Source organism: Arachnia sp., from assembly GCF_057238465.1.
Window position 1 is genome coordinate 58981 of record NZ_DBHHFZ010000012.1, and the last position, 25483, is coordinate 84463.

Consider the following 25483-nt stretch of genomic DNA (forward strand, 5'->3'; position numbering starts at 1 on the left):
GACTGACGGGCATGACCGACCTGACGCCGCGCCGGGAGGCCACCGTGGGCCGGCTGGTGGAGGCAGCCATCACCCAGTTCGCGGCCCGGGGCATTGACGCGACCAGCGTGGAACAGCTGTGCGAGGCCGCGGGATTCACCAGGGGGGCCTTCTACTCCAATTTCACGTCCAAGGATGACCTGTGCATGGCCATCATCGAACGCTACCGCGACAACGTGCTCGCCAGCCTGTCCGAGACCATCGCGGAACTACCCCCGGATGCGGACGTCGAGACGGTGACCAGCACCACCCTGGAGCATTTCCTGAAGGTCCTCGCACCCAGCCGGGAGATGAAGGTCACCCTCACGGAGATCCGCCTGCGGGCGCTGCGCTCCCCCGGCCTGGTGACCCGGCTCGAACAGCTCAACGAGGAGACCCGCCCGGCCCTCGTCGGGTTCATCGAGAGCCTGGCGGCGAGGATGGACGTGAAGTTCGTGCTCCCCACCGAGCACATCCTCACCATCTTCGATGCGCTGTACTCCTACGAGATCCAAGGCTACAACGGGGACAGCGTCCGCCAGCTGCTCACCCCCCTGGCCATCTCCCTCATCCGCGAGAGCGAGAAACCCCAGTGATCACGTCACCGGGGAGATCGGGGTGGGCGGCGCCTCACCGCGAGGAAACCCGAAGCCTCAGCGACCTCAGCCGGGCGTAGTCCTCCTCCGAGGGGTGGGTGACGATCACCCGCGGCGGGTGCGTGCCGGGATGGGGTTTGACGAGGTGCGGAAGCTGCCCGACCACCTCGGCGTAGGGCACGTTCAGGACGCTGTGCCCGCGTTCGAAGGTGATCACGTCCACCACCGGAATGCTGGCACCGGGCACGTCCTCGGGGACGAAGGCCATCGAGAAGGGCTCATCGAAGGAGTAGAGGTCCTCGTAGTCGGACACGTAGTGGTCGTAATCCTTCCGGATCGCATCCTTGAGGACGTCGTAGACACGCCACTCCGCGTGTTGCCTGAGCTTTTGCAGTCGCCTCCCGAGCTGGGAGGTCCTCGGTGGCAGGCTCAGCTGCCAGCGCCGGTTGGCCACCACATGGGGCAACGGATGAATGCCGTCGCGGGCGAGGACGGCCTCCTCCAGGTCGTCGAGGAGGTCATCCCAGCGGTCCGTCGCGACGTTGACCAGGAAGACATCGTTACGACGGGCGGGGATAACCGCCCAGGTGGTACCCGTGCGCTCGCCGAGCCCGCCCAGGAGCTCCTCCATGGCCGCGGCATCCGCGAACCAGGCCGCCTCGTTCCCGGGCGGAGTGGTCAGGGTCAGCACATCGGGCCCGAGCCCCATCTCGGAGAAGGCCATGGCCTCCTCCATGAGGCGCAGGTTGCCGATGGCCCTGCCCTGGAGCTCGATGTCGTACTCCGCGATCCGGTCGCCCGGCAGATCCGATTCGGACACCACGCGGAGAGTGGTCGGTTCGTCGATGGCCAGCCCGAAACCGATGAACTCGGTTAGCCACCCCACCGCCGCCGGGGCCAGCTGCCCCTGTGGCACGAAGTAGTCGGCGCTGCGGACCAGCGGGACGACGGCCTCGAGGTCCTTCTCGCCCGCCTCACCGGAAGCGCTCATGACGTCCACCGCGCGGTGCACCCGGGCGATGCGGGCGGCCTCGGGCTCGCCGGCGTGAACCGGTTCGGCCAGGCGGGGGTCGATCCCGATCACCTGCTCGTCCTCCAGGCGCAACATCAGCATCCCCGAATCCGGCTCCCCCGGCTGCGGGGCATCCAGCACCTCGACCACCCCGGGATGCGTCGCGAGGATCCTGATCGCTTCTTCTCGACTCATGGGCCCGACCATACGTGCGGCGGACACACCATCGGATGATCGGCGTCAAAACTGGCCACCTGACCGACATGACCCAAACAATTACTTGCCACTTTAGAAACTACTTGTTAGTCTAGCTGTCAATTGTTGCCCGCCATCCCGGGAGGATGACATGACCGAACACCCGAACCCCACCTCCGAGGAGGCCGCAAACCTGTTGCGGCAGGCCGAGACCACCCTCACCCACACCCGGGGAAACGCGGGATGGCCGACGATAACCACCCAGATGAGCCTGGGTGCCGCCACCTCCGTGTACCTGCTGGCCAATCGCGACATCGATTTCGACCCCGTCTCCTTCATCGGCATGATGGTCTGGCTCCTGGCACCCCTGATCCTCGTGGTCACGTTCGCGAAGGTCGCCAAGAACGGTTTCGTGATTCGCTGGGGCATCTACATGGCGGTCTGGACCCTGTGCTGGATCATCTCCATGTTCTTCCCCACAGCCGCGGTCCGGGTGCCACTCGCGGCGGTGATAGCGGTCGCGTCCTTCGTCGGCGCCTTCGTGGAGGCACGCAGATGAGCACCGGACATCCCCGGCACAAGCTGGTGGACGAGTTCACCAACCCGGTTCGTTTCTCGCTGGTGGCAGGGCTGGCCGGGGTAGAGCAGATCGATTTCGCCACCCTGCGCAACCACCTCCAGGTCTCCGACTCCGTGCTCTCCCGCCAGGCCAGCCAGCTCGAGGGCCTCGGGATCGTCGCCGTCCGCAAGGGCTACATCGGGAAACGTCCCCGCACCTGGTTCAGCCTCACCCCGAAGGGCCGCAAGCTGTGGAAGTCCCACCTGGCGGCGCTGCAGGCCATCGCCGAGGGCTCCGCCCTGACCACCTCGGGGGAAGGTTCCTGAGAGGCCCGGCCCGATTTCCCGCGGCGCTTCGGCCAAGCGGGCAGACTGGGTGGCATGAACATCGAGAAACTGATCACGGAGGCCCCCGGGCAACCGGACTTCACCAACAACGCCTGGATCGTCGGCGATGACCGGGAAGTGATCGTCATCGATCCGGCCCACCAACCCGACCGCATCGCACTCGCCGTCGGCGACCGGAAGGTGAGGGCGGTGCTGCTGACCCACGGGCACTGGGACCACGTGACGGCAGCCCCGGCCTTCGCGGCCCTGATGGACGACCCTCCCATCCACCTGAACCCCGCGGACGAGTTCCTGTGGCGGGAAACCCACCCGCACGAGGCGTTCCGGCCCATCGCCGACGGCGACGAGTTCACGGTCGCCGGGGTCACGCTGCGGGCGGTCGTGACCCCGGGGCACACCCCGGGCGCGACGTGTTTCGTCACCGACGGGGTGGTCTTCACCGGCGACACCCTCTTCGAGGGCGGCCCGGGGGCCACCCGCTGGGACTACTCGGACTTCGACCGGATCATCGCCTCGATCCGGGAACACCTGCTCATCCTGCCCGACGACACCGTCGTCAACACGGGCCACGGCCCCTCCACAACCATCGGGAAGGAACGCCCGCACCTGGACGAGTGGATCGCCCGGGGATGGTGAGACCTGTCGCCTGGCCGCGTCCGATCCCGGAGGGGCACTCCTGGCGGGCGCTGGTCGGGGCGGGCTGGCCCGCCCACGTGCGGGTGCTGCATCCCGCGTCACGACGGACCGGCGGCGTGGAACACCTGGTGCGGTGGCAGGAGATCGCTCCGGAAGGAGTGTCAATCGCGACCGCTGGCTGGTCCGAGGTCTCCGGGGTCGGGCTGCACGAGGGAACCGCCGGTCCGGGATGGGACCACGAACCGGACATCGGCCCGAGTCCCCTGGTCCTGCCGGTGCTGCTCCGGCAGATGCTGCCCGGCGTCCCGGAAGGCCGCGTCTGGATTGGCGAATGGGACGGGTGGGGTGACCGGAAACGCCCTGCGGGTTCCCGGCCGCTCACGGTTCCGGGACGGAGATATCACATGACTGCGACATCACCGCGGAAGCTGCTGACGGGACTGAACCCCAACCGTCTCCCGGACGTCATCTGGGATGAAGCCGGAACCTTCATCATCCTGGCGGACATCGACCTGCCCAGCACCGTCGTCGGCTGCCACGAGGGAACCGCCGAGAGGCTCCTCCGGAACCCCGACCTGGAGGCCGTGCGGGTTGACGGCGGCGCGCCCGTCGTCGCCTGATCCCGCCCTGCGAGTGGTCGCGTTCTCAGTTCGCGCCGGGACCCGCCCCTGCCCCTGCAAGGAGCCGATGAGCCGGACCGCGCCCCGGCTCCGCCCGCGGGTTTTTCACAGCTGAATGGCCGCCAGGCGGGCGCGGTCCTCCGGGCCCGGACGCCCGATGATGAACCGGGGCGGGTAGGACTGCGGATGGGGACGCACCAGATAGGGCAGTTCCGCGACCAACTGTTCGAACAACACCCGGTGGACGGTGTTCCCGCCGTCCATGAAGTCCACCAGATCCACCTGGGGGATGCTGGTGGCTTCCAGGTCCAGGGGAACCTCCGAGAAGGTCACCACATCGTCGCCGGCGAACGTTCCCAGGAAGTCGCTCATGAGGTCCACCCGCGTCTCGCCGTGACGCTGCAGCGCGTCCCGGCACGCGCGGTGAACGACGTTCTCGGCGTTGAACTTGAGGGTTTGCAGGCGGCGACGCGTGGCGGGTTCCAGCTGCGGAACGCACTCCTGCCACCTGCCGTCGACGACGACGTGCGGAACCGGATGGACTCTCTCCCGGGCGTCGATCTTGGGTTCCAGCAGGTCCATGAGCTCTCCCCAGTGCCGGGTCGTGGAGTTGACCAGCCACAGGTCCTTGCGGAAGGCGGGGATGGCGACCCACGGGGTGCCCGTCTTCCCGGAGTAGTATTCCAGGGCTTTGGCAACGTAGGCGGGCTGGGCGAACCACGACACCTCGTAGGCGGGGGGATTCTTCACCGCGATGACATCGGAGTCGTATCCCACGTCCTGGACCAGGATGTCGTGGGCCAGGGCCCCGAAGTTCTCGAAGGCCCTGCTCAAGAACTGGAGGTCCTCGACGTCCGTTCGGGGCTGGGGCAGTTCATCCTCGGTGATGACCCGCATGCTGGAGGGCTCGTCGATGACGAGCCCGATGCCGATGAAGTCGGTGAGTTTCCCCACCAGCGCCACCCGCGCCCCGCCCCGGTCCATGAAATAGGAGGCGTCGCGCACGATGGGCACCACGTTCGTCAGGTCGAGCGGAGGGCGGTTGATGCTCTGCTGCCACATCTCCTCCAGATGCTGGTGCACCTGAGCAACGAGTTCCTGCTCCGGAATCCCGGTTCCGCCGGCCGGGAAAACGTCCGGGTTGATCCCCAGGCCCCTGCCGTCGTTCATCCGGAAGTAGACCACCCCGAGTTCCTTGAACCTCTCGGGCTGCGGCTGCGGCACCTCCGCGACCGCAGGGTGGAGGGAGACGATCCTGATGAGTTCTTCCGGCGTCATTCTCCGAGCCTAGAGGCTCCCGGGCTCATCCCGGCTGCGCAGCACTAAAACCGGAAAAAGACCCGTTTGGGCCCCGATTCCGGGTTGCGTGCTGCGCAGCCGGGAAACCTTCCGGAATCCCTCACCCACGCGGGGCGAACATGATCACCCCCGCCCCGATCAGGCAGATGCCGGCGCCGATGAGATCCCAGTGGTCGGGTCGGTAGCCGTCGGCGACGATCCCCCACGCGAGGGCCCCGGCTATGAACAGCCCCCCGTAGGCAGCCATGATCCGCCCGAACGACGACTCGCCCTGGAAGGTCACGATCAGCCCGTAGAGGGCCAGCACCAGGAACCCGCCGCCGGCCCAGAGCCAGCTGCGGTTGCCCCTGATTCCCTGCCACACCAGCCAGGTGCCGCCCAGCTCGGCGGCGGCGGCCAGGACGAACAGCACCACGGTACGAACGACACCCACGCCAGCACCCTACGCGAGCCCGCCCCACCAAGACGCAACGCTTCTGCACGCCGTCACCACCCACCAGGGTTCCAATCCCTAGACTGTCCCCAACCGAACCAGGAGACTGCGACATGAAGGTACTCATCACCGGCGGGGCCGGATACATCGGCAGCACCGTCGCCTCGGCCTGCGAGGACGCCGGCCACGACGTCATCATCCTCGACGACTTCTCCACCGGGCGCCGCGAGTTCATCGGCGAGCGCCCCCTCTATGAGGGAGACATCGCCGACGACTCCCTACTGGACCGGCTCTTCGGCGAGCAGCGGATCGACGCCGTCGTGCACTGCGCCGCGAAGATCATCGTGCCGGAATCCGTTTCCGAACCGCTGGCCTACTACGAGAACAACGTCGCCAAGACCGTCACCCTCTTGGCCGCCCTGCAGCGCAACGGCGTCGAGCGGTTCCTGTTCAGCTCCTCCGCATCCATCTACGCCCCCGACGAGAACTTCGTCGTCACCGAGGACTCGCCGCTGCAGCCCGGCTCCCCCTACGCGCGCACCAAGTTCATGGTGGAACTGATCCTCGAGGACTTCACGCGCGCCAGCGACGTGCGGGTCGCGTCGCTGCGCTACTTCAACCCCATCGGCACCGACCCGAAGCTGCGCAGTGGCCAGCAGCTGGAGAAACCCTCCCACGTGCTGGCGAAACTTCTGGAGGCCTGGGTGAACAAGGAGACCTTCACCGTCACCGGCGTCGACTGGCCCACCCGCGACGGCTCCGGTATCCGCGACTTCATCCACGTCTGGGACCTCGCCCGGGCTCACGTCGCCGCCCTGGAACACTTCGACGAGGCCACCGCCGCCGGCCCCTACCAGGTGTTCAACATCGGCACCGGCAACGGCGTCACCGTCAAGGAACTGGCGGCCTCCTTCGAGAAGATCACCGGCGACCCGCTGAAGGTGCGTTTCGGGGATCCCCGCCCCGGTGACGTCGCGGGCGTCTACACCGTCTCCACCAAGGCGAAGGATGTGCTCGGCTGGGAGGCGGAACTCACCGAGACCGACGCCGTGCGCGACGCCATCGCGTGGTTGCCCGTGCGCAAGGAGAAGCTGGGTTATTGAACGACTTCAGAACGGCTCGGTGGCCTCGGCCCAGAGCTGGCGGCGCTGTTTGGCGCGGCGACGGTCCAGCAGACTGGTTGCCACGCAGATGCCCGTCAGCAGGAGAATGGTCCAGAACAGTTTGCGGATCATGACGCCAAACCTACCTTCCCGGAAACAACTTCGAGACCGGAGTGGGGTTGGTTCGGGGTGATCCGCGACCACGGTCCGACGCCGCTGCGCCCCGCCCTTGAATAGGCTTGCCGACCATGATGGCCGATCTCTCCGAGACGCATCGCCGCCTGCTGCTGGACGCCGGGACGGCGTTGGGAACGTTCCTGCTCCTGGTGGTTCCCCTGGTTGCGCTGGGGATTCCCGAGGAGGCAGCCGTGATCGGCTGGTCGACGCTGATGGTCGCATCCTTGGCGTTCCGGCGCGTCAATCCGCTGCTGGCCGTGGTCGTGTGTGCGGTTGCGGGCACCGGCATGGTGCTGCAGGTCCCCTCCCCCGTGCCAGCGATGCTCGTGGTGCTGGTGATCGTCTTCTCCGCCGCCAAACACCTGAGCGTCACCGCAGGGCTGGTGGTAATTCCCCTGGGGATCGCCGCATCCATCCTCGGACCCTTGTCGTGGCTGGGCCGGATCCCGGAGGGCCAACAGTTCCTGGCGGGCGGGTTGCTGAGCCTGCTGTGTCTGTCGCTGATGGCCAATGCCTACCTGTTCGGCAGGCGGGTGGCGGTCCAGAACCAGGTGACCAAACTCGACGAGACCCTCGCGGAGGAACGTTTCCTGGCCGGGGCCCGCAACACCCGGGATGCGACGGAGCTGGCCGCCGACAGGGCCCGCACCGAGGTGGCCCGGGAACTGCACGACGTGGTGGCGCACTCGTTGTCGGTGATCGTCGTGCAGGCCGAGGGCGCGAAGGCCCTGGCCACCAAGAAACCCGAGGCTGCCGTCGAGGCGCTGAACGTGATCGCCCGCACGGGCCGCAGCTCGATCGGGGAGATGCGCCGGATCGTCTCCCTGCTCCGGGGCGAGTCGGATGCATCCTTCGGACCGACGCCTTCGCTGCCGCAGATCCCGGAGATGGTTACCAAGGCCGGTCCCAGGATCACCCTGGAGATGCCGGAGGAGCTGCCCCCCGTCCCGGACTCGCTGGGGTTGACCGCCTTCCGGGTGGTGCAGGAGTCGGTGACGAACTTCCTCAAACACGCTGGCCCGACCGCCCGGGCCACCGCGACGATCACCTGCGAACCGGAGGCCATCGACATTCGCGTCACCGACGACGGGGTCGGTGTCCAGGCCTCCACCGAGGGACGGGGAGCCGGGGTGCGGGGGATGCGCGAGCGCGTCGCGGCAATGGGCGGTACCTTCAAGGCAGGCCCACGCACCGGCGGCGGTTACGAGGTCAGGGCGAGACTGCCCCTGCCCTCCCAGCTGGGACGGGGCTGGCTGAAGTGAGGAGGAATGGATGATCAAGGTTCTGCTGGCCGACGACCAGTCTCTGGTGCGCAGCGGATTCCGCATGCTGATCGACTCCGCCGACGACATGGAAACCGTCGGCGAGGTCTCGAACGGGGCGGACGCGGTGATGGTGGTCAAGTCGCAGCCGGTTGACGTGGTGCTGATGGACATCCGCATGCCGATCATGGACGGCACCGAGGCCACCCGCCAGATCACGGAGCTCGGCGGGGAGACGAAGGTGCTGGTGCTGACCACCTTCGACCTGGACGAGTACGTCTTCGCGGCCCTGCGCAACGGGGCCTCCGGGTTCCTGCTGAAGGACGCCCTGCCAGACGACCTCCTGGGTGCGATCCGGACCGTCGCCGGCGGTGGGGCGGTGGTGGCGCCGACCGCCACGCGGCGCCTGCTGGATCACGTCGCCCCGAAACTGCCGGCCGGCAAACCCCGCGACGATTCCCGGCTGGACGGGCTGACCGAGCGGGAACGCGAGGTGCTGATGGAGGTGGCGCGGGGCGCCAACAACGCCGAGATCGGTTCCCGTCTCTACATGGCCGAGGGCACCGTCAAAACCCACATCGGCCGGCTGCTGGCCAAGCTCCAGGCCCGCGACCGCGTCGGGCTGGTGCTGATCGCCCACGAGTGCGGGCTGCTGGACTGAGTCCGGCTGGGGCCGGTTGAGCCGGATCGCGAGCACCCCTCCCCAAGCTGGTTGAGCCGGGTCGCGAGGAACGAGCGACCCGAGTCGAAACCCCTGACACCCGGTAGCCAGAACCCAACCCCAGTCACCATGGTTTCGACACGACCCACTCGCTGACGCTCACAGGCCGGCTCAACCAACTTCGCCATTCCCAAGCTGGTTGAGCCGGCCTGCTTCAGGAGAGCACGGGCTCGATCGGTGTGCGACCTCTCAGCCGACGATGTCCTCCGCGACCATTCGGGCGGCCGAGGCGGTGGCGTCGGTGGCCTGCTCCTCGGCGGCCAGTTCCGCGGCGATCCGCTCCCGGTAGTTCGACTTCTCCTGTTCCAGGCGGGCCTTGTCCCAGCCGAGGACGGACGCTGCGATCTCGGCCACCTCGTCGACGGCGGCGCCGCCACGGTCGCGGGCCTCGGAGTTGAGGCGCACCCGGGAGACGAGGATGTCCTCCAGGTGCAGGGCACCCTCGACTGCGCAGGCGCGGTGGACCTCGGCGCGCAGGAACTGCGGGGCCGCCTCAAGGGGTTTGCCGAGGCTCGGGTCCTCGTCGATCGCGGCGAACAGGTCGGGCAGTTCGGAGCCGTAGCGGCGCACCAGGTGATGCAGCCGGTCGGCGTCGAAGCCGTACTTCACGCCCAGACGGTGCGCCTGGTTCTCGACGGCGTCGAAACCTTCGGCACCCAGCAGCGGCAGCTGCGCCGTCACCGAGGGCCGCGCCTTCGCGAGGGACTTCCCCAGGGCGAAGTCGACGGCGTCCTCGGCCATCACCCGGTAGGTGGTGAGTTTGCCGCCGGCGATGGCCACCATGCCCGGGATCACCTCGGTGACGGTGTGTTCGCGCGAGACCTTCGTCGACTTCGACTCATCGAGCACCTTCGGCTGGAGCAGCGGCCGCAGCCCGGCGTAGGTTCCGATGATGTCGTCGCGGGTCAGCGGCGGGTCGAGGACCTCGTTGGCGTGATCCAGCACGTAGTCGATGTCCTCGGAGGTCGGCACGGGGTGTTCGAGTTGTTCGTGCCAGGCGGTGTCGGTGGTGCCGATCACCCAGTAGTGCTGCCACGGGATGATGAACAGCACCGACTTCTCGGTGCGCAGGAACAGGCCCGTGGTGGCCTTGAGACGTTCGCGCGGGATGACGATGTGGATTCCCTTGCTGGTGAGCACCTTCAACCCCCCGGTGCCGCCCGCGAGGTCCTGGGTCTGTTCGGTCCAAACGCCGGTGGCGTTGATGATCCGGTCGGCCTCGATGGTGAACTCGTTGCCGGTTTCCAGGTCGACGGCCTTGACCCCGCAGGCCCGGCCGCGCCCGTCCTTGAGGATCTCGGTGACCTTGACGCGGCTGGCGGCGACGGCCCCGTACTTGACTGCGGTGCGGATCAGCGTGATCACGAGGCGGGCGTCGTCGACGCGGGCGTCGTAGAACTCGATGGCACCGACGAGGGCGTCGCGTTTGATCTCCGGGAAGCGCCGTATCGCCCCGGCCTTGGAGAGATGACGCTGGATCGGCACGGTCTTGCGACCCTTGGAGCCGATGCGCGCGAGGGCGTCGTACATGCCGACACCGACCGCGGAGTAGGCGCGCTCGATGACGGGGGTCTTCAGCGGCCACAGGAAGGGCTGCGCCTCGACGAGGTGCGGGGCGATCGTGGTCAGCAGCCGGCCGCGTTCCCTGAGGGCCTCGGCCACCAGCTTGAAATCGAGGTTGTAGAGGTAGCGGAGCCCGCCGTGAACCAGCCGGGAGGACCGCGACGACGTGCCGGCGGCCCAGTCCTGGCCATCCACGACGGCGGTGCTCAAGCCGCGCGCCGCGGCGTCGAGAGCGATCCCCGCTCCGGTGACACCGCCACCGATGACGAGGACATCGAATTTCTGGGAGGTCATGGCCTCAAGGGATGTGGCGCGCTGTTCTTGGGACAGGACTGTCATTTGATGGCTCCTTCGCTCGGTGACCCCAGCCTCCCTCTTTGCACGAACGTTCACAACCCGATTGCACATTCGTGCACACCCGTTGTTTTCCTACACGGCGCGCGTGCAAGGACGCCGCTTACCCCGGATGCCCCGCGACCACTCGGCCGTCGCGCAGTTCAAGGACCTCGTCGGCACGCGAGATCAGCAGCGGGTCGTGGGTGGCCACCACGGTCGCGGTGCCGCGGATCCGGGTCAATTCGAGGATCAGGTCCATGATCCGCTCGGCCGTCTCGGAGTCGAGCTGCCCGGTCGGTTCGTCGGCGATGAGGACCTCGGGGCGCGCCACCAGGGCCCGCGCGATCCCGACCCGCTGCTGCTGCCCGCCGGACAGCTCCCCCGGCCGCTGCCCGGCGTGACGGGTCAGGCCCACCAGTTCGAGGACCTCCGCCACCCGCTCGTCGCGTTGCCCGCGTTCCATCCGGCGCAGCCGGAGCGGCACCTCGACGTTCTCGGCCGCGGACAGCACGGGGATCAGCCCGAAATTCTGGAAGACGTAGCCGATGCGGTCGCGTCTGGCGGCGGCCAGTTCGGCCTCGGACAGTTCCGACAGGACGTCGTCGCCGAGCAGCACCCGCCCGCTGGTGGGGCGGTCCAGGCCACCGAGGAGGTTCAGCAGCGTCGTCTTGCCGGAACCCGACGGGCCCCGCACCACGGTGAGACGCCCGGCCCTCACCTCGACGTCCACGCCTGCCAAGGCCTCCACCGCGGTCTGCCCCGAACCGTATCTGCGTCCCAGCCCCACGCCCCTGAGCACACTCATCGGTCCTCTCCTCGCCGCACGGTGATGTGGTCCTCCTCCCCGAGGATCCGCACCCGGTCCTTCAACCCGAGACGGATCACGTGTTCCTGCGGGATCTGGATGCGCCCTGCCCGGTCGATCACGGTGTACTCCTCGGCGAGGGTGCTCTCCCGGCCGTCCGGGCCGGTGATCCTGCGGCGGATCACCTCGGTGGAGGTGCGGCCGTCTCGGATGGCGACGGTGCGGCGCACATGGGAGCTGACGCCCCGGTCGTGGGTGACGATCAGCACCGTGGTGCCGAGGTTCTCCGCGGCCCGGCGCATCGCCTCGAGGACCTGCGCGGAGTTCTCCCGGTCCAGTTCCCCGGTCGGTTCGTCGGCGAGCAATACCCGGGGGTCGTTGGCCAGCGCCGCGGCGATGGCGACCCGTTGCTGCTGCCCGCCGGAGAGCTGCGCGGGACGCCGGTCGGCGCAGTCCGAAACGCCCAGCAGCCCCAGAAGTTCCCGCACCCGCCCGTCCCGTTCCCTGCGGCCCGCGATGACCATGGGCAGGGCGACGTTCTCGGCGGCGCTCAGGTAGGGCAGCAGGTTGCTGGAGGTCCGTTGCCGGACGAACCCGGCCACGTGCCGCTGGTAGTCGACCCGCTGGGCGCGGTTCATGGTGGTCAGCTCCACCCCGGCGACACGCGCCCGCCCTGCGGTGGGCCGGTCGTTGCCGGACAGGATCCCCAGCAGCGTCGACTTGCCCGACCCGGAGGCCCCCACCAACGCCACCACGTCGCCCTCGTCAATGCTCAGGTTGAGGCCCTGCAGCGCCTGCACCTCGATCCCGTCGGTCGAGTAGATGCGCACCAGGTCCTCGCACCAGATCTGTGGAATGTTCATCCTTCCTCCCCGATTCGCAGCACCCTGCTCAAACTGGCCCGCCCGGCCGCCCGGGCGCTCACCACGACCGCCGCCGCCGCGCCGCACACCAGCGCCGCCACCACCGCTGCCAGGGCAACCAGGTCCGGGTGCCAGGCGGGCCGGTGGTTTCCGGTGGTCAATCCGCTGAGGTCGAGGCAGGAAACCAGCAGCCATCCGGTTCCGAGCCCCAGGACAACCCCGAGGCTCAGCGCCACCCCGACCAGCGGCCCCAACTCCCAGGCGGTGATGCCCCGGGCCTGTTCACCGGTGGCGCCCATGGTGCGGAGCACCGCCAGCAGCCGCAGCCGGTCGGGACCACCCATCACCTGAACCAGCAGCACCGCCGCGACCGCGAAGACACCGGCCAGCGCACCGGAGACGGCGAAGATGCGTTGCAGCAACGACAGGGCCGGGTGATCCGCCACCGCGGTCAGGCCGTCGGCCGCGGTCAGCACCTGGGCGTAGGGTTCCAGCTCCTGCAGCTGGGCCGCGATGGACGCGGGATCGGTCCCGGGCCCGGTGGCCACCAGCAGGATCGCCGGGGAACCCGGGCTGCCCCGCCACTGGTCGGTCCTGGCCAGCGCCCAGTCGCCGGTCTCGCCGGCCCCGGGCAGCGCGGGCAGCGATCCGACCAGCCGCGCCCTGCCCAGCTCCGCCAGGCTCGCGGTGCCCCTCCCGATGCCCTCGCTGGTGAGCACCTTCGGTTCGCCGTCCTCCCAGAACTCCCGGGGCGGTTGCGTCTCGATGCCCTGGGCCCAGACCCGCGCGAGTTCGGGTTCGGCCAGCCACAACCTCACGTCGTGGCCCTTGAGGTCGCGCTGGTTCCCCGTGAAGAACAGCCTCCCGGCAGCCACCACCCCGTCGATGGCCCTCACCTTCGCCAGCAGGTCGTCGGTGATGCGCGGCCCCGACAGCTTCACGGCCGCCCCGACGTCCTGCCAGACCGCCGCCCGGGCGCCGTGGGAGACGGTGCCGAAAAGGCCGACGCCGGCCACCGCGACGGCGGCTCCGAGCACCACCGCCATGGCGGGAACCCCACCCGCCGCGGGGGCACGCAGCGCGCGGGTCGCCCCCAGGAACCCCGTCAGCCCCGGGCCTCGCCGGAACCACCGGACCAACCCGGTCAGGGGAAGCGGGTAGAACCGCAGCGCGACCACGCACCCGGCGGCCGCCAGGGCCAGCGGGGTGAGGGTCGCGAGCCAGTCGATTCCCGCCTCCGAGCCGGCGTCGCGGGTGAACAGCTGCCAGCAGGCCAGTGCGGCACCCGCCAGCACGGCCACCTCCGCGGCGATCCGCCAGCGCCCGCCGCCACTTACCGACAGGTCCCGGCGCCCCGTGGGGGTGGTGGCCTCGACGCCCAGCGCCAGCATCGCGGCGGGAAACAGCCCGGCCCAAATGGTGGGCAGCCACTGCCAGGCACCAACGTCGAAGGGCACCAGGAGGGTCGCTGCCAGGTGCCCCAGCAACGCGGCGGGCATCCCGGCCAGCAGCCCCCAGCCGGCCGCCCAGACGCGCAGCTGCCGCGGTGAGGCGCCACGGGACCGGGTGATGGCCAGCGTCGCCCGGTGTCGTTGCAGCACCATCCGGGCCGCCACCAGCATCAACGCCACCGCCACCCCGACGGGTCCCGCGACCACGACGGCAACCAGCGAGGCCGTGGTGCGTTGCTGTTTCACGATCTCGTCGAGCACCTCGGTAAGCCCTGTGCTGAACCGGGCCTCCTGGCGTTTCAGGGCGGGTTCCAGCGCGCCGGTCGGAACCACCTCACGGACATCGGACTGGAAACCGACGAGCTGGGTGCGCAGCTCGGACAGCGAGACCCGTCCCGCCGCCAGCGATGCGGCGTCGAGGGGATACCAGGCGAAGAAACCGACCCGGGTCCCGCTCTCGGCCGCGACGTTCAGCAGGTCCTCGGGGGCCATGAAGGCGGCGACGGTGGCGGCGGTGCCGCTGTTGGGATCCACCTCCTGTTCCAGCTGGAGGCTCGGGTCGAACCGCCAGCGCGGGGCGGCGGGGTCGGCGATGCGCACGGTGCCCACCAGGGCGATGCCCTCACCCAGCGCGTCACCCACCCGTTTGCCGATCCGGGCCGCGACGTCGTCGGGAAGCACCACCTCCACGTCCCCGGTCTGCGGCGACGCCCCGGGTTGCGGCCAGCGTCCCGAGACCAACTCGAGCTGGCTCGTCATCTCGGGGTTGGCGGTCAGGGTGACGCGAACCTGGTAGAACTCGGTGCCCTGCGGGATGAAAACGGACTGAGCCCCCAGATGGGCCAGTATCTGGGGCGACCCGAGCAGTCCGCGCAGCGGTTCGGGTTGCGCGGCGCGCAACCGGTTCAGGGAGTCGAACCAGATGCCCCACGCCTCGTCGGTGCCGCTGCCACCCACCGCGACCTCGGTGTCCCACCGGGCGCGGAGATCGCCGCGGATGGCCGAGACCTCCCCCACCCGGGAGGCCAGGTATTCCGCGTCGGCCTGCGCCAGGGCGCGCGGCGCCAGGGTGACCAGCCCCGAAACCACGGCTGCGAACAGCGCCAGCAGCAAAGGCGCCCAGATCTCGGCGGTGAACATGCGGAGCGCCAGCCGGGAAAGTTTCATGTCGCCTCCTCCCGGAGGTGTCCGTCCCGGACCTGCCCGCGGATGACGCGGCCCAGCGCCCACGTCGTCACCGCGATCAGGAACGCGAAAACGGCCAGCAGCGCACCGGGCCAGGCGGGTTCGATGCGCTGCTCGATGGGCAGCGACACCGTCCCGGGCGCTACGACACCGCCGGCCAGACCGGCCATCAGGACCCGGCAGAGCAGCCAGGACGCACCGGCCCCGAACACGGCGGCGAAGACCACGACCCCGAGCAGTTCCAGGACCCGGCCGCGGACCTGGCTCCCGGCGTCGGCGCCGAGGGCGTGCAACACCACCACCTGGCCGCGGCGCATCCCGGCCTGGGTGAAGGCAACCGCCCCGATCCCCAGCACCGCCAGCACCACCGACCCCAGGGCCGCCGAACGGAACCGGGACGCGACCAGACGGCTGGGATCGTCGGGGGCGGCCTCCGCCGGTGTGACGGTCACCGCCGAGGTCCCGGGCATTCCGCGCAACCGGTCGGCGGCCTCCCGGGGGTCCTCCCCCACCGGGGACAGCCACAGCTGGGAGGGGGCGGGCAGCTCCGCTCCCCGGCTCTCCAGCGCCCGCCGGAGCGAACCGGCATCCGCCAGCAGGGCGTTCGACCGGGTCGTCCCGGGAACGGCCTCAACATTGGCGGCGACCACGGCCAGCAGATACCGGGAGAAGAGCTGGATCTGGAACTCATCACCCACCGCGAGCCCCGTCTCCTCGGCGAGCCGCGGGGTGATGGCAACCGGCAGGCGCTGTCCTGGCAGTTGCGCCCCCAGGCCTTCCGGCAGGCTCTGACCGGAGACCGCAGCCAGCCCGGGGATGTCGGCGGCGATGGCGGTCAGCGCGACCGGGCCGATCGAGGCCTCCGGGTAACGCCACACGGGGGTCGAGGGCTGGGAGGTCGACCGCCCCACATCCGCGTCGGCCTCCCGCAGGTCCGCCACCACGGGCGCCCCGGCGGCGAGGTTCCTGAGCCGTTGCTGCAGGGGCGGGGCGGTGCCGTCGTATCCCGCCGCCAGGAGGGTGGTTCCGACGGCCAGCACGGTGGCCACGGCCGCGACGGCGAAGGCCCCCAGGTTCCGCGCCACCTGGGCAGCGGCCAGCGCACCTGTGAGACCACGACCCCGCAGCAGCAACACCTCGGCGAGACGCGCCAGGGGGCCGAGCAGGGCCACCGCCACCAGGGCGGCCAGCAACAGGAGCAGCGCGGGGGCCGCGGTGGCCAGCCAGTCGGGAACGGGGCGTTCCCGGTCCCATCGGATCGTCGATCCGACGCGCAGCAACTGCGCCGAGGCCAGCCCCGCCCCTCCCGCGACCAACGCCAGCGACGTGGCGGCCACCGCCGTCCGCAACCTGCCCGCACGCAGCCGCGAGGTCTCGTCCCGGCCCGGCCCACGCAGCCGCCCGATCCCGGCCAGGGCCACACAACCCAGCACCAGCCCCAGGGTGGCGGCCCCACCCGCCAGCACCGGCGCCACCGGGACGCCGCCGAAAAGAGTCAGCACCACCCACGCCAAACCCGAACCGGCGAACGAACCCGCCAGGGCCACGACGCCCGCCTCCACCAGATTGGCGAACAGCACCTGACCTCCGGTGGCGCCGCGGCCCAGCAGCTGCAGCATCTCGGTTTCCCGGGTGATTGCAAGCAGCCTCGTCACCCGGGAAACGGCCAGCGCGGCGACGATGGCCAGCAACCCCGACGGAATCCAGGACAGGGCCCGCGCCACCGCGAGGTTCCGGGCAGCCGAGGTGGTGGTTTTCTCCAGGTCGCCCAGCACCTGCACACCCCGCACACCAACTTCGCTGGAACGCAGCTGCTGCCTCAGGGCGGTGGCACCCCGGGCGAGGGGATCGAGGTGTTCCGCCGTGATCCGGGCGGGCTCGGGCCGGATCGTCCACCTGGCGAAGGGTTCCGCCTCGGAGGCTCCTGCGATCACGACGGGATCGGCGACGACGTCGCGTGTCACCTCCACCGGCACGTCCCCGAAACACGATCCGATGATGCGCCGCACTGTCTCGTCCTGAACGGCCGGGTCGGCGGCCCGGCGGGTGACGATCTCGGCGCCGGCCGTCCCGTCGACGGTCAGCGCCCGGCGGGCAGCGGATCCCTCCTCGAAAGCCGCCCGGCCGAGCACCCCGGAAAGGACACCCGCAACGACCGCGGACAGCGCCAGGAGCACGGCCAGCAACCCCACGGACCCCCTTGCCCGTCGAGCAAGCCACCGCCACCGCGACAACATGACAGGACTATAGATGCACTCACCCACCACGTCGTCCCCATCGACGGAAGTCGTTCGCCGCCTGGCCGAAGCCGGCTCATGTGTGGACCGGTCCGGTCGCAAATCGCCACCGCCGATGTGATGTGCGAGACCCCGGATTCATCCCGGCGACCATTCCCGGAAAGGCGACCTGCTCTGGCTCGCCGTCACGCAACGGGTCCCCGCCATACTGGATTGGCTCCGCGGACGGTGACGGTCTCACCCACACCTGTGAGGGAGACGCGGGCCGTGCGATCAGGGAATTCCTGCACAGCGGGTGCGGGATTCCCGCTCCCGGCCGCACGGAATGCGCTCGCGGGCGAGAGCAGGACCGCCGGCGGGGTCTCCGGTGTGAACGACCCCGGCCGACGATGCAGGACCGGGGTGCCGGCGCGGCCGGTCAGCGGGCCGGGGTTCCCACCAGCGACTGGTAGGCCGTGTTGTATTCCCGCTCGTCCCCCCTCGCCTCATCCCGCACGGGCTCCTCGGGGGTGGGTTGGGGTGCCGGTTCGGGTTCGTCGCCGAACATGGAACGGCGTCCCTCGAAGGCCCTGCCGAGGGTGATCTGGTCGGCGTACTCGATGTCGCCGCCGACGGGCAGCCCGGATGCGGGCCGGGTGACGCGCACCCCGAAGTCGCGCATCATCCGTCCCAGGTAGGAGGCCGTGGCCTCGCCCTCGGTGTCGGGGTCGGTGGCGAGGATCACCTCGGTGACGGTCCCGTCGGCGAGGCGCTGGAACAGTTCCCGGGTGTGCAGGTCGCCGGGGCCGCGGCCGTCGATCGGAGAGATCGACCCACCCAGCACGTGGTAGGTGCCGCGGAACTCGCCGGTGCGTTCGATGGCGACCACGTCCTTCGACTCCTCCACCACGCACAGCAGCGACCGGTCGCGACGCGGGTCGCGGCACACCCGGCAGCGGGTTTCCTGCGACACGTTGAAACACACCTCGCAGAACCGCGCCGCCTCCTTGACGCGACGCAGCACGTCGGCGAGCTGGAAGACCTCCTCATCGGGCGCGTCGAGCAGGTGGAAGGCGATGCGCTGCGCGCCGCGCGGGCCGATACCGGGCAGGCGGCTCAGCTCATCGATCAGGTCCTGAATGGGGCCCTCGTACAACTCAGAAACCCATTCCCGGGATCTGGGGGGTGGCGGAGGCAGCCGCCGACTCCACCTGCTGGCGCGCCGACCGGAAAGCGGCGACGATCAACGCGGACAGGCTCTCGGTGTCCTCCGGGTCACAGGCGGCGGGCGCGATGGTCACGTCCAGCAGCTCACCCAACCCGTTGAGCTTCACCGTGACGAGATCGCCACCCGCGGCGGCCTCGAACTCCCTGGCGGCCAGGTTGTCGCGGGCAGCGAGCATCTGTTCCTGCATCTGCTGGGCCTGGGCCAGCAGCGCATTCATGTCGAATCCTTCGGTCATGGCGTCCTTCCGTCGCGCTCAATGATAAAAGGTCCCACGGACAAACGAGTTCTCCCGCGCGCCGATCGGGCCCCGAAGCTGGTCGAGCCGGGTCGCGAACACCCCTCCCCCAAAGCCGGTTGAGCCGGGTCGCGAACACCCCTCCCCCAAGCTGGTTGAACCGGGTCGCGAGGAACGAGCGACCCGAGTCGAAACCCCTGACGCTCGTGAAGTTCGGCTCAACCAACTTCAATTGGCCGGATCAACTAAGGGGCTCGTCGGGGATGATCTCGGCCCCCAGCACGTCGGCGAGGAGCTGGGCGGCCAGTTCATCGGCGTTCTCCAGGCTCTGGTCGTCCTCGGCGATCTCGGGTTCGGGATCAGGTTCCGGAGGTGTGGGTGGTGTCGGCTCGGGCCGGCGACGCGGCTGCCTGGGCTCCGGCGGGGGTTCCTGCCGCGGGTCCTCACGTTCCGGGGTTGGGGGCGCGGCCTGCTGCTCCGGCTGGGCGGGGCGTTCGTTGGCGCCGGACATCACGGCCTGGATGCGCACCTCGACGCCTATGACCGTGATGATGGCCTGGACAAGCAGGTCCCCAACCCCGGAGGAGGAGAAATTCTCCCTGGCCCCGGCGTCACTGAAACCGAGCAGCAGCTGCCCGTCGGTGACGTCCAGCACCTGCGCGTGCTTGCTGAGCATCATGTGGGCGAAACGGCGGCGACGTTTCACGTCCTCCAGGACGCTGGGCCACACCTGACGCAGCTCCGGCGTGGTCAGGGTGCGCCCACTCTGGGCCGGGTGCGGCGCCTCCGGCCCGGGCTGTGGGGGACGTTGGGGGGCGGGGGTCTGCGCGCCGGCGGGCGGCGCCCCGGCCGGGCGGCGCTGCGGCCTGCCGGGCTGGGATTGCCGGGGCGGCTGCGTGGGCTCCGACTGCGAGCGTTGCTGCTGGTGCGGCGCGGCGGGCTCGGGTCGCGGGGGCCGCTGCTCGGGCCGAGGGGCCTGTTCGGGGCGCGGCTCCGGGGCGGGCTGCCGAGGCGATGGCTGCCGGTCCTGCTGCGGGGGTCGCTGCTCCTGCGGCGCCGGCGCGGGTGCCCCGTCGCCGATCATCCCGACCCGCCGCTCCAACCGGTCCATCCGGGCGTGGAGGCCGCGTTCGTCGGTGTCGGCCCCGGGCAGCAGCACCCGGGCGCACATCAGCTCCAGGTGCAGGCGGGGCGCGGTGGTGCCGCGCATGGCCGTCAGACCGTCGGCGATCACCTCGGCGGCGCGGGTCAGCTCCCCCGCACCCATGCCCGCGACCTGCGTGGCGAGACGCTGCGCCTGGTCCGCGGAAACCTCCAGCATGCCGTTCTCGGCGGCCTGCGGCACCGCGGCGAGGATCACCAGGTCCCGCAACCGCCGCAACAGGTCCTCGGCGAACCGGCGGGGATCCTGGCCGATCTCGATGATCTTGTCGATGCTGCGGAACACCCCCGCCGCATCCCCCGCGGCGAAGGCGTCGACGATCTCGTCCAGCAGCGCGTCCGGGGTGAATCCGAGCAGCGCCGCCGCCTGGTCGTGGGAGACACCCTCCGGACCGGCGCCGCCGAGCAGCTGATCCAGCACCGACAGGGAATCGCGCACTGATCCGCCACCCGCGCGCACCACCAGCGGCAGGGCTGACGGCTCCACCACCACACCCTCCGTGGCGCAGATCCCGGAAAGGTATTCACCGAGCAGGCGCGGCGGCACCAGACGGAACGGGTAGTGGTGGGTGCGCGACCGGATGGTGCCGATGACCTTCTCCGGTTCCGTGGTGGCGAAGACGAACTTCGCGTGCGGCGGGGGTTCCTCGACCAGCTTCAGCAGCGCGTTGAAACCCGCGGTGGTGACCATGTGGGCCTCGTCGACGATGTAGATCTTGTAGCGGCTGTGCACCGGGGCGAAGAAGGCACGTTCCCTCAGGTCGCGGGCGTCCTCGACACCGCCGTGGCTGGCGGCGTCGATCTCGATCACGTCGATGCTGCCCGGCCCGCCGCGCGCCAGGTCCTGGCAGGAACGGCAGACCCCGCAGGGCGTGGACGTGGGGCCCTGTTCGCAGTTCAGGCAGCGCGCCAGGATGCGGGCGGAGGTGGTCTTGCCGCAGCCGCGCGGCCCGGAGAACAGGTAGGCGTGGTTGACGCGGTTGTTGTCCAGGGCCCGCATCAGGGGCACGGTGACGTGGTCCTGGCCGATCACCTCGGCGAACGAATCCGGGCGGTAACGCCGGTAGAGCGCCAGCGGTGGGGGCGCGACCTCGGCGCGTGCCCGCTGGTCGTCCGCGACCGGATGCGACGGCACCTCGGACGCGGGGGCCGCTGGTCCCTCGTCCCCGGGCTCGTCGAAGAGGCCCGGCCCCTCCTGCTCGAAGGCGGGCTCGTCGAGGTATCCCTCGTCCAGGGGTGCGTACTCGTCCTCGGGTTCGCCGTCGTACTCGTCTTCCACGCGCTCAACTGTATTGGAGGCCACCGACACTTTCCCGCCAGCCACATTCCTCACCCCAGGATCGGCGAGCCGGATCGGGGGGCACCGGCGAACAGTCCGTGTCGGAACCATCCGACGGCCGGGCAGCAGGCCTGGCCTGCGAGAGGACAAGGTCCCGCCCCGGGGATCTCCTCAACCCATTACGTTATTCAATAACAGTTAGCTGCTAACATATGAGGGTGAGATCCGTTCCCACCCAAACCCGGGCCCGGCTCCGGGAGACCGCCTTGGACCTGTTCCACCGACACGGCTATGCCCAAACCTCCGTCACGCAGATCGCGAGAGCCGCGGGGGTTTCCCACATGACCTTCTTCCGACACTTCCCCACCAAGGAATCCGTGGTCGTCGGCGACCTGTTCGACCCCCTCATCGCGACCTCGGCCGCCGCCCAGCCCAAAGAACTCCCGCCCCTGGAACGCGCCGTGCGCGGATTGCTCGCCGCCCTCGACGACCCCGCCGCCGAGGCCGAGCTGGGCTCACAGGAGTTCCGGGAACGCATCGAGCTGATCGCCACCACCGACTCGCTGCGGTCGGCAGCATGGGCCTCCGGGCAGGCCACCCGGGACGCGATCCGCGAAGCGCTGATGACGCAGGACACCAGACCTCGCGAGGCCTGCGTGGCAGCGGGGGCCGTGATCGGTGCCGCGACGTCCCTGCTCCTGGCCTGGGCGGATGAACCGGCGGGCGAACCGGCGGTCCAGGCCCTGCGGGAGGGTCTGGAGCTCCTGCTGGGAGAGACGCGGTGAGTCCCGCGCTGGCCCTCCGGGGCATCACCCGCGACCTGCGAGGCCGACGGGTTCTCGACAACCTGGATCTGGTCGTCAACCCCGGCGAGTGCTTGGCACTGGTGGGCCTGAACGGCGCCGGGAAGACGACCGCCCTGCGCGTCGCCCTGGGCATGCTGCGGCCCGGATCCGGGAGCGTCGAGGTCCTGGGGCACGACGCCCGGACCTTAGGCGGTGAACCGTGGGGCGCGGTCGGGCACCTGGTGGAGATCCCGTTCTCCTATCCCGAGCTGACGGCCCGGCAGAACATCCTCGCCTCCGTCGCACTGCACGGCCACGATCCCCGACACGTCGCGGATCACATCGCCGGACTCGCCGATCTTCTCGGGCTGGGCGACTGGCTGGATGTCTCGGCACGTCGCCTGTCGCTGGGTACCCGGCAGAAGGTCGGGTTGGTGGCGGCCATGGCCCACCGACCCCGGTTGCTGGTCCTCGACGAACCGACGAACGCCCTCGACCCGCTGGCCACCGCCGGGCTGCGCGGGATCATCGCGGATCTGACCCGTGACGGCGTGGCCGTTCTGGTGACGAGCCACCACTTCGACGAGCTGACGCGGATCGCGCATCGCGTCGACGTGCTGCACGCCGGTCGCGTCATCGACTCCCTCACCCCCACGGGACCCGATCTGGAGGCCAGGTTCTTCCGGACCGTACTGGCCGCCGAGGAACGCGAGGAGAAGGAGAGGAAACGATGATTCCCGGCCACCTGTTGGGCATCGAGGCCCGGAAACTCACACGGTCGACCGTGACCCGGGTGGCGACGGCAACGTCACTGGTCCTGGTGGTGGCCACCTCTGCGGGCGGGTATGCGGCCGCGACGATGGCCCCCGACACCCAGGTGGGCACGAAGGCGGCCGGGCTCATGACCACCGTGGGCTGGTCCGGTTTGACGGGGCTGGCGGCCATGGGAACCGGGGTCACCGTCCTGCTCGCCGCCGGGATCGTCGCGTCCTGGCTGGTGGGCCGGGAGTTCACCGACGGCACCGTGGTGGGTCTGTTCGCCCTCCCTGTCGGCCCGGGCACGATCGCTCTGGCGAAACTGCTCGTCATCACCGCATGGTCCGCGGCGCTGGCCGTCGCATCCGGCGCTCTGACGGCCCTCGTGGGCATCTGCCTGGGCCTGCCCGTCACCGGGGCTGCGGGCTGCGCGGGAACCATCACCCTGGTCGGTGTGCTCCTCGGGGCCGGCGCACTGCCCATGGCGTGGTTCGCGACCCTCGGACGCGGCTACCTGGCGGGGATCGCGGCCGCTCTAGGGATCGTGATCGTCACCAACCTGGCCACCGGTCTCGGCATCGGGGATCTCATCCCGTGGGCGACTCCCGTCCTGTGGGCCACCCCGGGCGGCAACACGCCGCCCCTCGCCCTACTGCTCCCACTGGCGGCGGGCCTCGCGGGGGCCATCCTCACGACGCGGTCCTGGGTTCGGCTGGAGCTGGGAAATCGCTGACCATCCCGCGGCAGAAGAAAAGGCCCCTCGCGCACCCGGAAGAGCTCACTTACCCTTGCTGCCTTCCGACCCTGGGGGAATTGGGCGAGGTACCGCCGCGCGAGGAACCATCCACAAGTGTACATGAGACAGCACCTCGGCAACGACCTCACAGACAAACCTCCACCCTTTGAAGTCGGTTGAGCCGGGTCGCGAGGAACGAGCAAGCCGAATCGAAACCACCCCACACCCGGCAGCCAGAACCCACCCAAGTTCCCCGGACACGCGCAAGAGGTTTCGACACGACCGGCTCGCAGAGCGAGCAGGCCGGCTCAACCAACTTCCACAAGAACAAAGCCGGTTGAGCCAGCACGTGAGCGAAGCGAACGGCTGAGTCGAAACCACCCCACACCCGACAGCCAGAACCCAACCACAAGCCCACAGACACCCTCACCATGGCTTCGACACGACCGGCTCGCTGACGCTCGACCCAATCAACTTCAGGGGGTCAAGACGTCCTGGGAACGGCGCCCTCTAGGCTCCTACCGTCGCCGTTTGAGGGGTTCTGGAATGAATGCTGTTGTCGCCGCCGTCCTCGTGATGCTGATTCTCGCCACCTTCCGGGTGCACGTCGTGCTGTCGCTGTTCCTGGGTGCGCTGGTGGGCGGCCTGCTCTCCGGGATCGGCCTGGAAGCGACGATGGTCGCCTTCCAGGAGGGTCTGGCCGGTGGTGCACGCATCGCTCTTTCCTACGCGCTGCTGGGGGCATTTGCCATGGCCGTAGCCCACTCCGGGTTGACGCAGCTGCTCGCCGATGCCCTCATCCGCCGGCTCGACGGTCAGAGCTCCGGACAGAGAACCGTCTTCTGGGTGAAGTGGGGCATGTTCGCGGGCATCGCGGCGATGGCTGTGATGAGCCAGAACCTGGTTCCCGTGCACATCGCTTTCATTCCGTTGCTGATCCCGCCGCTGCTGGCGATCATGACCCAGCTGCGACTCGACCGTCGCGCCGTGGCCTGCATCATCACCTTCGGCCTGGTCACCACCTACATGTACCTGCCGCTCGGGTTCGGGAAAATCTTCCTGGAGGACATCCTGCTGGGCAACATCACGAAGGCCGGGCTCGACGTCGACGGCGTCAACGTGATGGTGGCGATGGGCATTCCCGCGCTGGGCATGGTCGCAGGGCTGCTGATCGCGGTCCTGGTGACCTACCGCAAACCCCGCGACTACGACCCCGACGTGAAGGTCGACATCGCCGCCCCTGCGAAGGTGAGCAAACCGAAGGTGATCATCGCCGTGGTCGCGATTGGCGCCAGTTTCGTCATCCAGTCGTGGCTGACGATCACCAATTCCAAGGCCGATCCGCTCCTCGTCGGCGCCCTGGTGGGGCTGTTCGTCTTCATCGCGACGGGCGTGGTGCGACGCCTGGAGGCCGACGAGGTGTTCACCTCCGGGATGCGCATGATGGCGTTGATCGGTTTCATCATGATCACCGCGCAGGGTTTCGCTTCGGTGATGAAGGCCTCCGGGCAGGTCGAACCCCTCGTCCAGGCCACCGCCGGACTGTTCGGCGACAACAAGGCGATGGCGGCCTTCGCGATGCTCCTGGTCGGTCTGCTCGTGACGATGGGCATCGGGTCGTCGTTCTCCACCCTGCCGATCATCACCGCGATCTACGTCCCGCTGTGCGTGGCACTGGGTTTCTCACCCCTGGCCACCGTCTCCATCATCGGCACGGCGGGCGCGCTGGGCGACGCGGGTTCCCCCGCCTCCGACTCGACCCTCGGCCCCACCGCAGGCCTGAACGCCGACGGCCAGCACGACCACATGCGCGACACCGTCATCCCCACATTCCTGCACTTCAACCTGCCGCTGCTGGCCGCGGGCTGGGTTGCTGCCATGGTGCTCTGAAAAGGTTCCGCCTCGG

The 25483-nt window shown here is 69.5% G+C and carries 23 protein-coding genes, 1 other RNA gene and 1 pseudogene; 12 read left to right on the forward strand and 13 right to left on the reverse strand.

The genetic code is table 11. The features are described 5' to 3' along the window. Window positions 1-11 precede the first annotated feature (11 nt). The gene (locus tag ACO6D6_RS12520) at window positions 12-614 is read left to right on the forward strand and encodes a TetR/AcrR family transcriptional regulator (RefSeq protein WP_484785580.1); all 603 of its coding nucleotides are present in this window, start codon (window positions 12-14) and stop codon (window positions 612-614) included. A gap of 34 nt (window positions 615-648) precedes the next feature. Here the strand turns inward: ACO6D6_RS12520 and ACO6D6_RS12525 are convergent, their stop codons facing one another. Next, window positions 649-1821, reverse strand: a complete 1173-nt coding sequence (locus tag ACO6D6_RS12525) for a hypothetical protein (RefSeq protein WP_484785581.1) — start codon at window positions 1819-1821, stop codon at window positions 649-651. Window positions 1822-1972: 151 nt separating this feature from the next. On the opposite strand from ACO6D6_RS12525, the gene ACO6D6_RS12530 reads away from it, so the two are divergent. From ACO6D6_RS12530 to ACO6D6_RS12545, 4 genes are read left to right on the forward strand one after another with little or no spacing between them, the layout of a single operon-like run. After that, window positions 1973-2380, forward strand: a complete 408-nt coding sequence (locus ACO6D6_RS12530) for a hypothetical protein (protein WP_484785582.1) — start codon at window positions 1973-1975, stop codon at window positions 2378-2380. Further along, a complete protein-coding gene (locus tag ACO6D6_RS12535; protein ID WP_484785583.1) occupies window positions 2377-2706 on the forward strand; it encodes a winged helix-turn-helix domain-containing protein in 330 nt (109 codons plus the stop codon). The genes ACO6D6_RS12530 and ACO6D6_RS12535 overlap by 4 nt, the downstream gene beginning before the upstream one ends. A 54-nt stretch (window positions 2707-2760) precedes the next feature. After that, complete coding sequence (locus tag ACO6D6_RS12540) at window positions 2761-3363, forward strand: MBL fold metallo-hydrolase (protein WP_454965638.1); 603 nt, start codon at window positions 2761-2763, stop codon at window positions 3361-3363. Further along, window positions 3357-3983, forward strand: coding sequence for a hypothetical protein (locus tag ACO6D6_RS12545; RefSeq protein ID WP_484785584.1), 627 nt, complete (start codon window positions 3357-3359; stop codon window positions 3981-3983). The genes ACO6D6_RS12540 and ACO6D6_RS12545 overlap by 7 nt, the downstream gene beginning before the upstream one ends. A 105-nt stretch (window positions 3984-4088) precedes the next feature. Here the strand turns inward: ACO6D6_RS12545 and ACO6D6_RS12550 are convergent, their stop codons facing one another. Continuing rightward, complete coding sequence (locus tag ACO6D6_RS12550) at window positions 4089-5261, reverse strand: DUF1444 domain-containing protein (RefSeq protein ID WP_484785585.1); 1173 nt, start codon at window positions 5259-5261, stop codon at window positions 4089-4091. 121 nt (window positions 5262-5382) lie between these two features. Next, window positions 5383-5715 carry a YnfA family protein gene (locus ACO6D6_RS12555; protein WP_278692522.1) on the reverse strand — a complete coding sequence of 111 codons (333 nt, stop codon included), beginning with the start codon at window positions 5713-5715 and terminating at the stop codon, window positions 5383-5385. A 113-nt stretch (window positions 5716-5828) separates the two neighbouring features. Here ACO6D6_RS12555 and galE point away from each other — a divergent pair, with 113 nt between their 5' ends. Further along, complete coding sequence (galE, locus tag ACO6D6_RS12560) at window positions 5829-6818, forward strand: UDP-glucose 4-epimerase GalE (RefSeq protein WP_484785586.1); 990 nt, start codon at window positions 5829-5831, stop codon at window positions 6816-6818. 6 nt (window positions 6819-6824) lie between these two features. Here galE and ACO6D6_RS12565 read toward each other — a convergent pair whose 3' ends face one another. Next, a complete protein-coding gene (locus tag ACO6D6_RS12565; protein ID WP_484785587.1) occupies window positions 6825-6950 on the reverse strand; it encodes a hypothetical protein in 126 nt (41 codons plus the stop codon). Between the two features lie 116 nt (window positions 6951-7066). Between ACO6D6_RS12565 and ACO6D6_RS12570 the strand changes: the two genes are divergently transcribed. Further along, window positions 7067-8257: a sensor histidine kinase gene (locus tag ACO6D6_RS12570; RefSeq protein ID WP_484785588.1), complete on the forward strand. Its 1191-nt coding sequence runs from the start codon at window positions 7067-7069 to the stop codon at window positions 8255-8257. A 10-nt stretch (window positions 8258-8267) separates the two neighbouring features. After that, window positions 8268-8918, forward strand: coding sequence for a response regulator (locus tag ACO6D6_RS12575; protein ID WP_484785589.1), 651 nt, complete (start codon window positions 8268-8270; stop codon window positions 8916-8918). A 249-nt stretch (window positions 8919-9167) separates the two neighbouring features. Here the strand turns inward: ACO6D6_RS12575 and ACO6D6_RS12580 are convergent, their stop codons facing one another. From ACO6D6_RS12580 to ACO6D6_RS12615, 8 genes and pseudogenes are all read right to left on the reverse strand, one after another. After that, window positions 9168-10880, reverse strand: coding sequence for a glycerol-3-phosphate dehydrogenase/oxidase (locus tag ACO6D6_RS12580; RefSeq protein WP_484785590.1), 1713 nt, complete (start codon window positions 10878-10880; stop codon window positions 9168-9170). A 118-nt stretch (window positions 10881-10998) separates the two neighbouring features. Continuing rightward, window positions 10999-11682, reverse strand: coding sequence for an ABC transporter ATP-binding protein (locus ACO6D6_RS12585; RefSeq protein WP_484785591.1), 684 nt, complete (start codon window positions 11680-11682; stop codon window positions 10999-11001). After that, window positions 11679-12545, reverse strand: a complete 867-nt coding sequence (locus tag ACO6D6_RS12590) for an ABC transporter ATP-binding protein (protein WP_484785592.1) — start codon at window positions 12543-12545, stop codon at window positions 11679-11681. Before ACO6D6_RS12590 ends, ACO6D6_RS12585 begins: the two co-directional genes overlap by 4 nt. After that, entirely contained in the window at window positions 12542-15163 is a 2622-nt protein-coding gene (locus tag ACO6D6_RS12595; protein WP_484785593.1) for an FtsX-like permease family protein, read from the reverse strand. The genes ACO6D6_RS12590 and ACO6D6_RS12595 overlap by 4 nt, the downstream gene beginning before the upstream one ends. Continuing rightward, the gene (locus ACO6D6_RS12600; RefSeq protein WP_484785594.1) at window positions 15160-17373 is read right to left on the reverse strand and encodes a cell division FtsX domain-containing protein; all 2214 of its coding nucleotides are present in this window, start codon (window positions 17371-17373) and stop codon (window positions 15160-15162) included. The genes ACO6D6_RS12595 and ACO6D6_RS12600 overlap by 4 nt, the downstream gene beginning before the upstream one ends. Window positions 17374-17971: 598 nt before the next feature. Then, a pseudogene (gene recR, locus ACO6D6_RS12605) lies at window positions 17972-18553 on the reverse strand (recombination mediator RecR); the annotation flags it as partial. Between the two features lies 1 nt (window position 18554). Next, entirely contained in the window at window positions 18555-18860 is a 306-nt protein-coding gene (locus ACO6D6_RS12610; RefSeq protein WP_484785595.1) for a YbaB/EbfC family nucleoid-associated protein, read from the reverse strand. A 241-nt stretch (window positions 18861-19101) separates the two neighbouring features. Continuing rightward, complete coding sequence (locus ACO6D6_RS12615; RefSeq protein WP_484785596.1) at window positions 19102-21300, reverse strand: DNA polymerase III subunit gamma and tau; 2199 nt, start codon at window positions 21298-21300, stop codon at window positions 19102-19104. Window positions 21301-21518: 218 nt separating this feature from the next. On the opposite strand from ACO6D6_RS12615, the gene ACO6D6_RS12620 reads away from it, so the two are divergent. Genes ACO6D6_RS12620 through ACO6D6_RS12630 form a run of 3 tightly spaced genes read left to right on the forward strand, consistent with a single transcriptional unit; the run spans window position 21519 to window position 23574 of the window. Then, window positions 21519-22085, forward strand: coding sequence for a TetR/AcrR family transcriptional regulator (locus ACO6D6_RS12620; RefSeq protein WP_484785597.1), 567 nt, complete (start codon window positions 21519-21521; stop codon window positions 22083-22085). Continuing rightward, the gene (locus ACO6D6_RS12625; protein ID WP_484785598.1) at window positions 22082-22819 is read left to right on the forward strand and encodes an ABC transporter ATP-binding protein; all 738 of its coding nucleotides are present in this window, start codon (window positions 22082-22084) and stop codon (window positions 22817-22819) included. The genes ACO6D6_RS12620 and ACO6D6_RS12625 overlap by 4 nt, the downstream gene beginning before the upstream one ends. After that, complete coding sequence (locus ACO6D6_RS12630) at window positions 22816-23574, forward strand: ABC transporter permease (RefSeq protein ID WP_484785599.1); 759 nt, start codon at window positions 22816-22818, stop codon at window positions 23572-23574. Before ACO6D6_RS12625 ends, ACO6D6_RS12630 begins: the two co-directional genes overlap by 4 nt. A 15-nt stretch (window positions 23575-23589) precedes the next feature. Here ACO6D6_RS12630 and ffs read toward each other — a convergent pair. Further along, an RNA gene (ffs, locus tag ACO6D6_RS12635) (signal recognition particle sRNA small type) lies at window positions 23590-23686 on the reverse strand. 437 nt (window positions 23687-24123) lie between these two features. Between ffs and ACO6D6_RS12640 the strand changes: the two genes are divergently transcribed. Continuing rightward, window positions 24124-25467, forward strand: coding sequence for a Na+/H+ antiporter family protein (locus ACO6D6_RS12640; RefSeq protein WP_484785600.1), 1344 nt, complete (start codon window positions 24124-24126; stop codon window positions 25465-25467). Window positions 25468-25483: the final 16 nt, after the last annotated feature.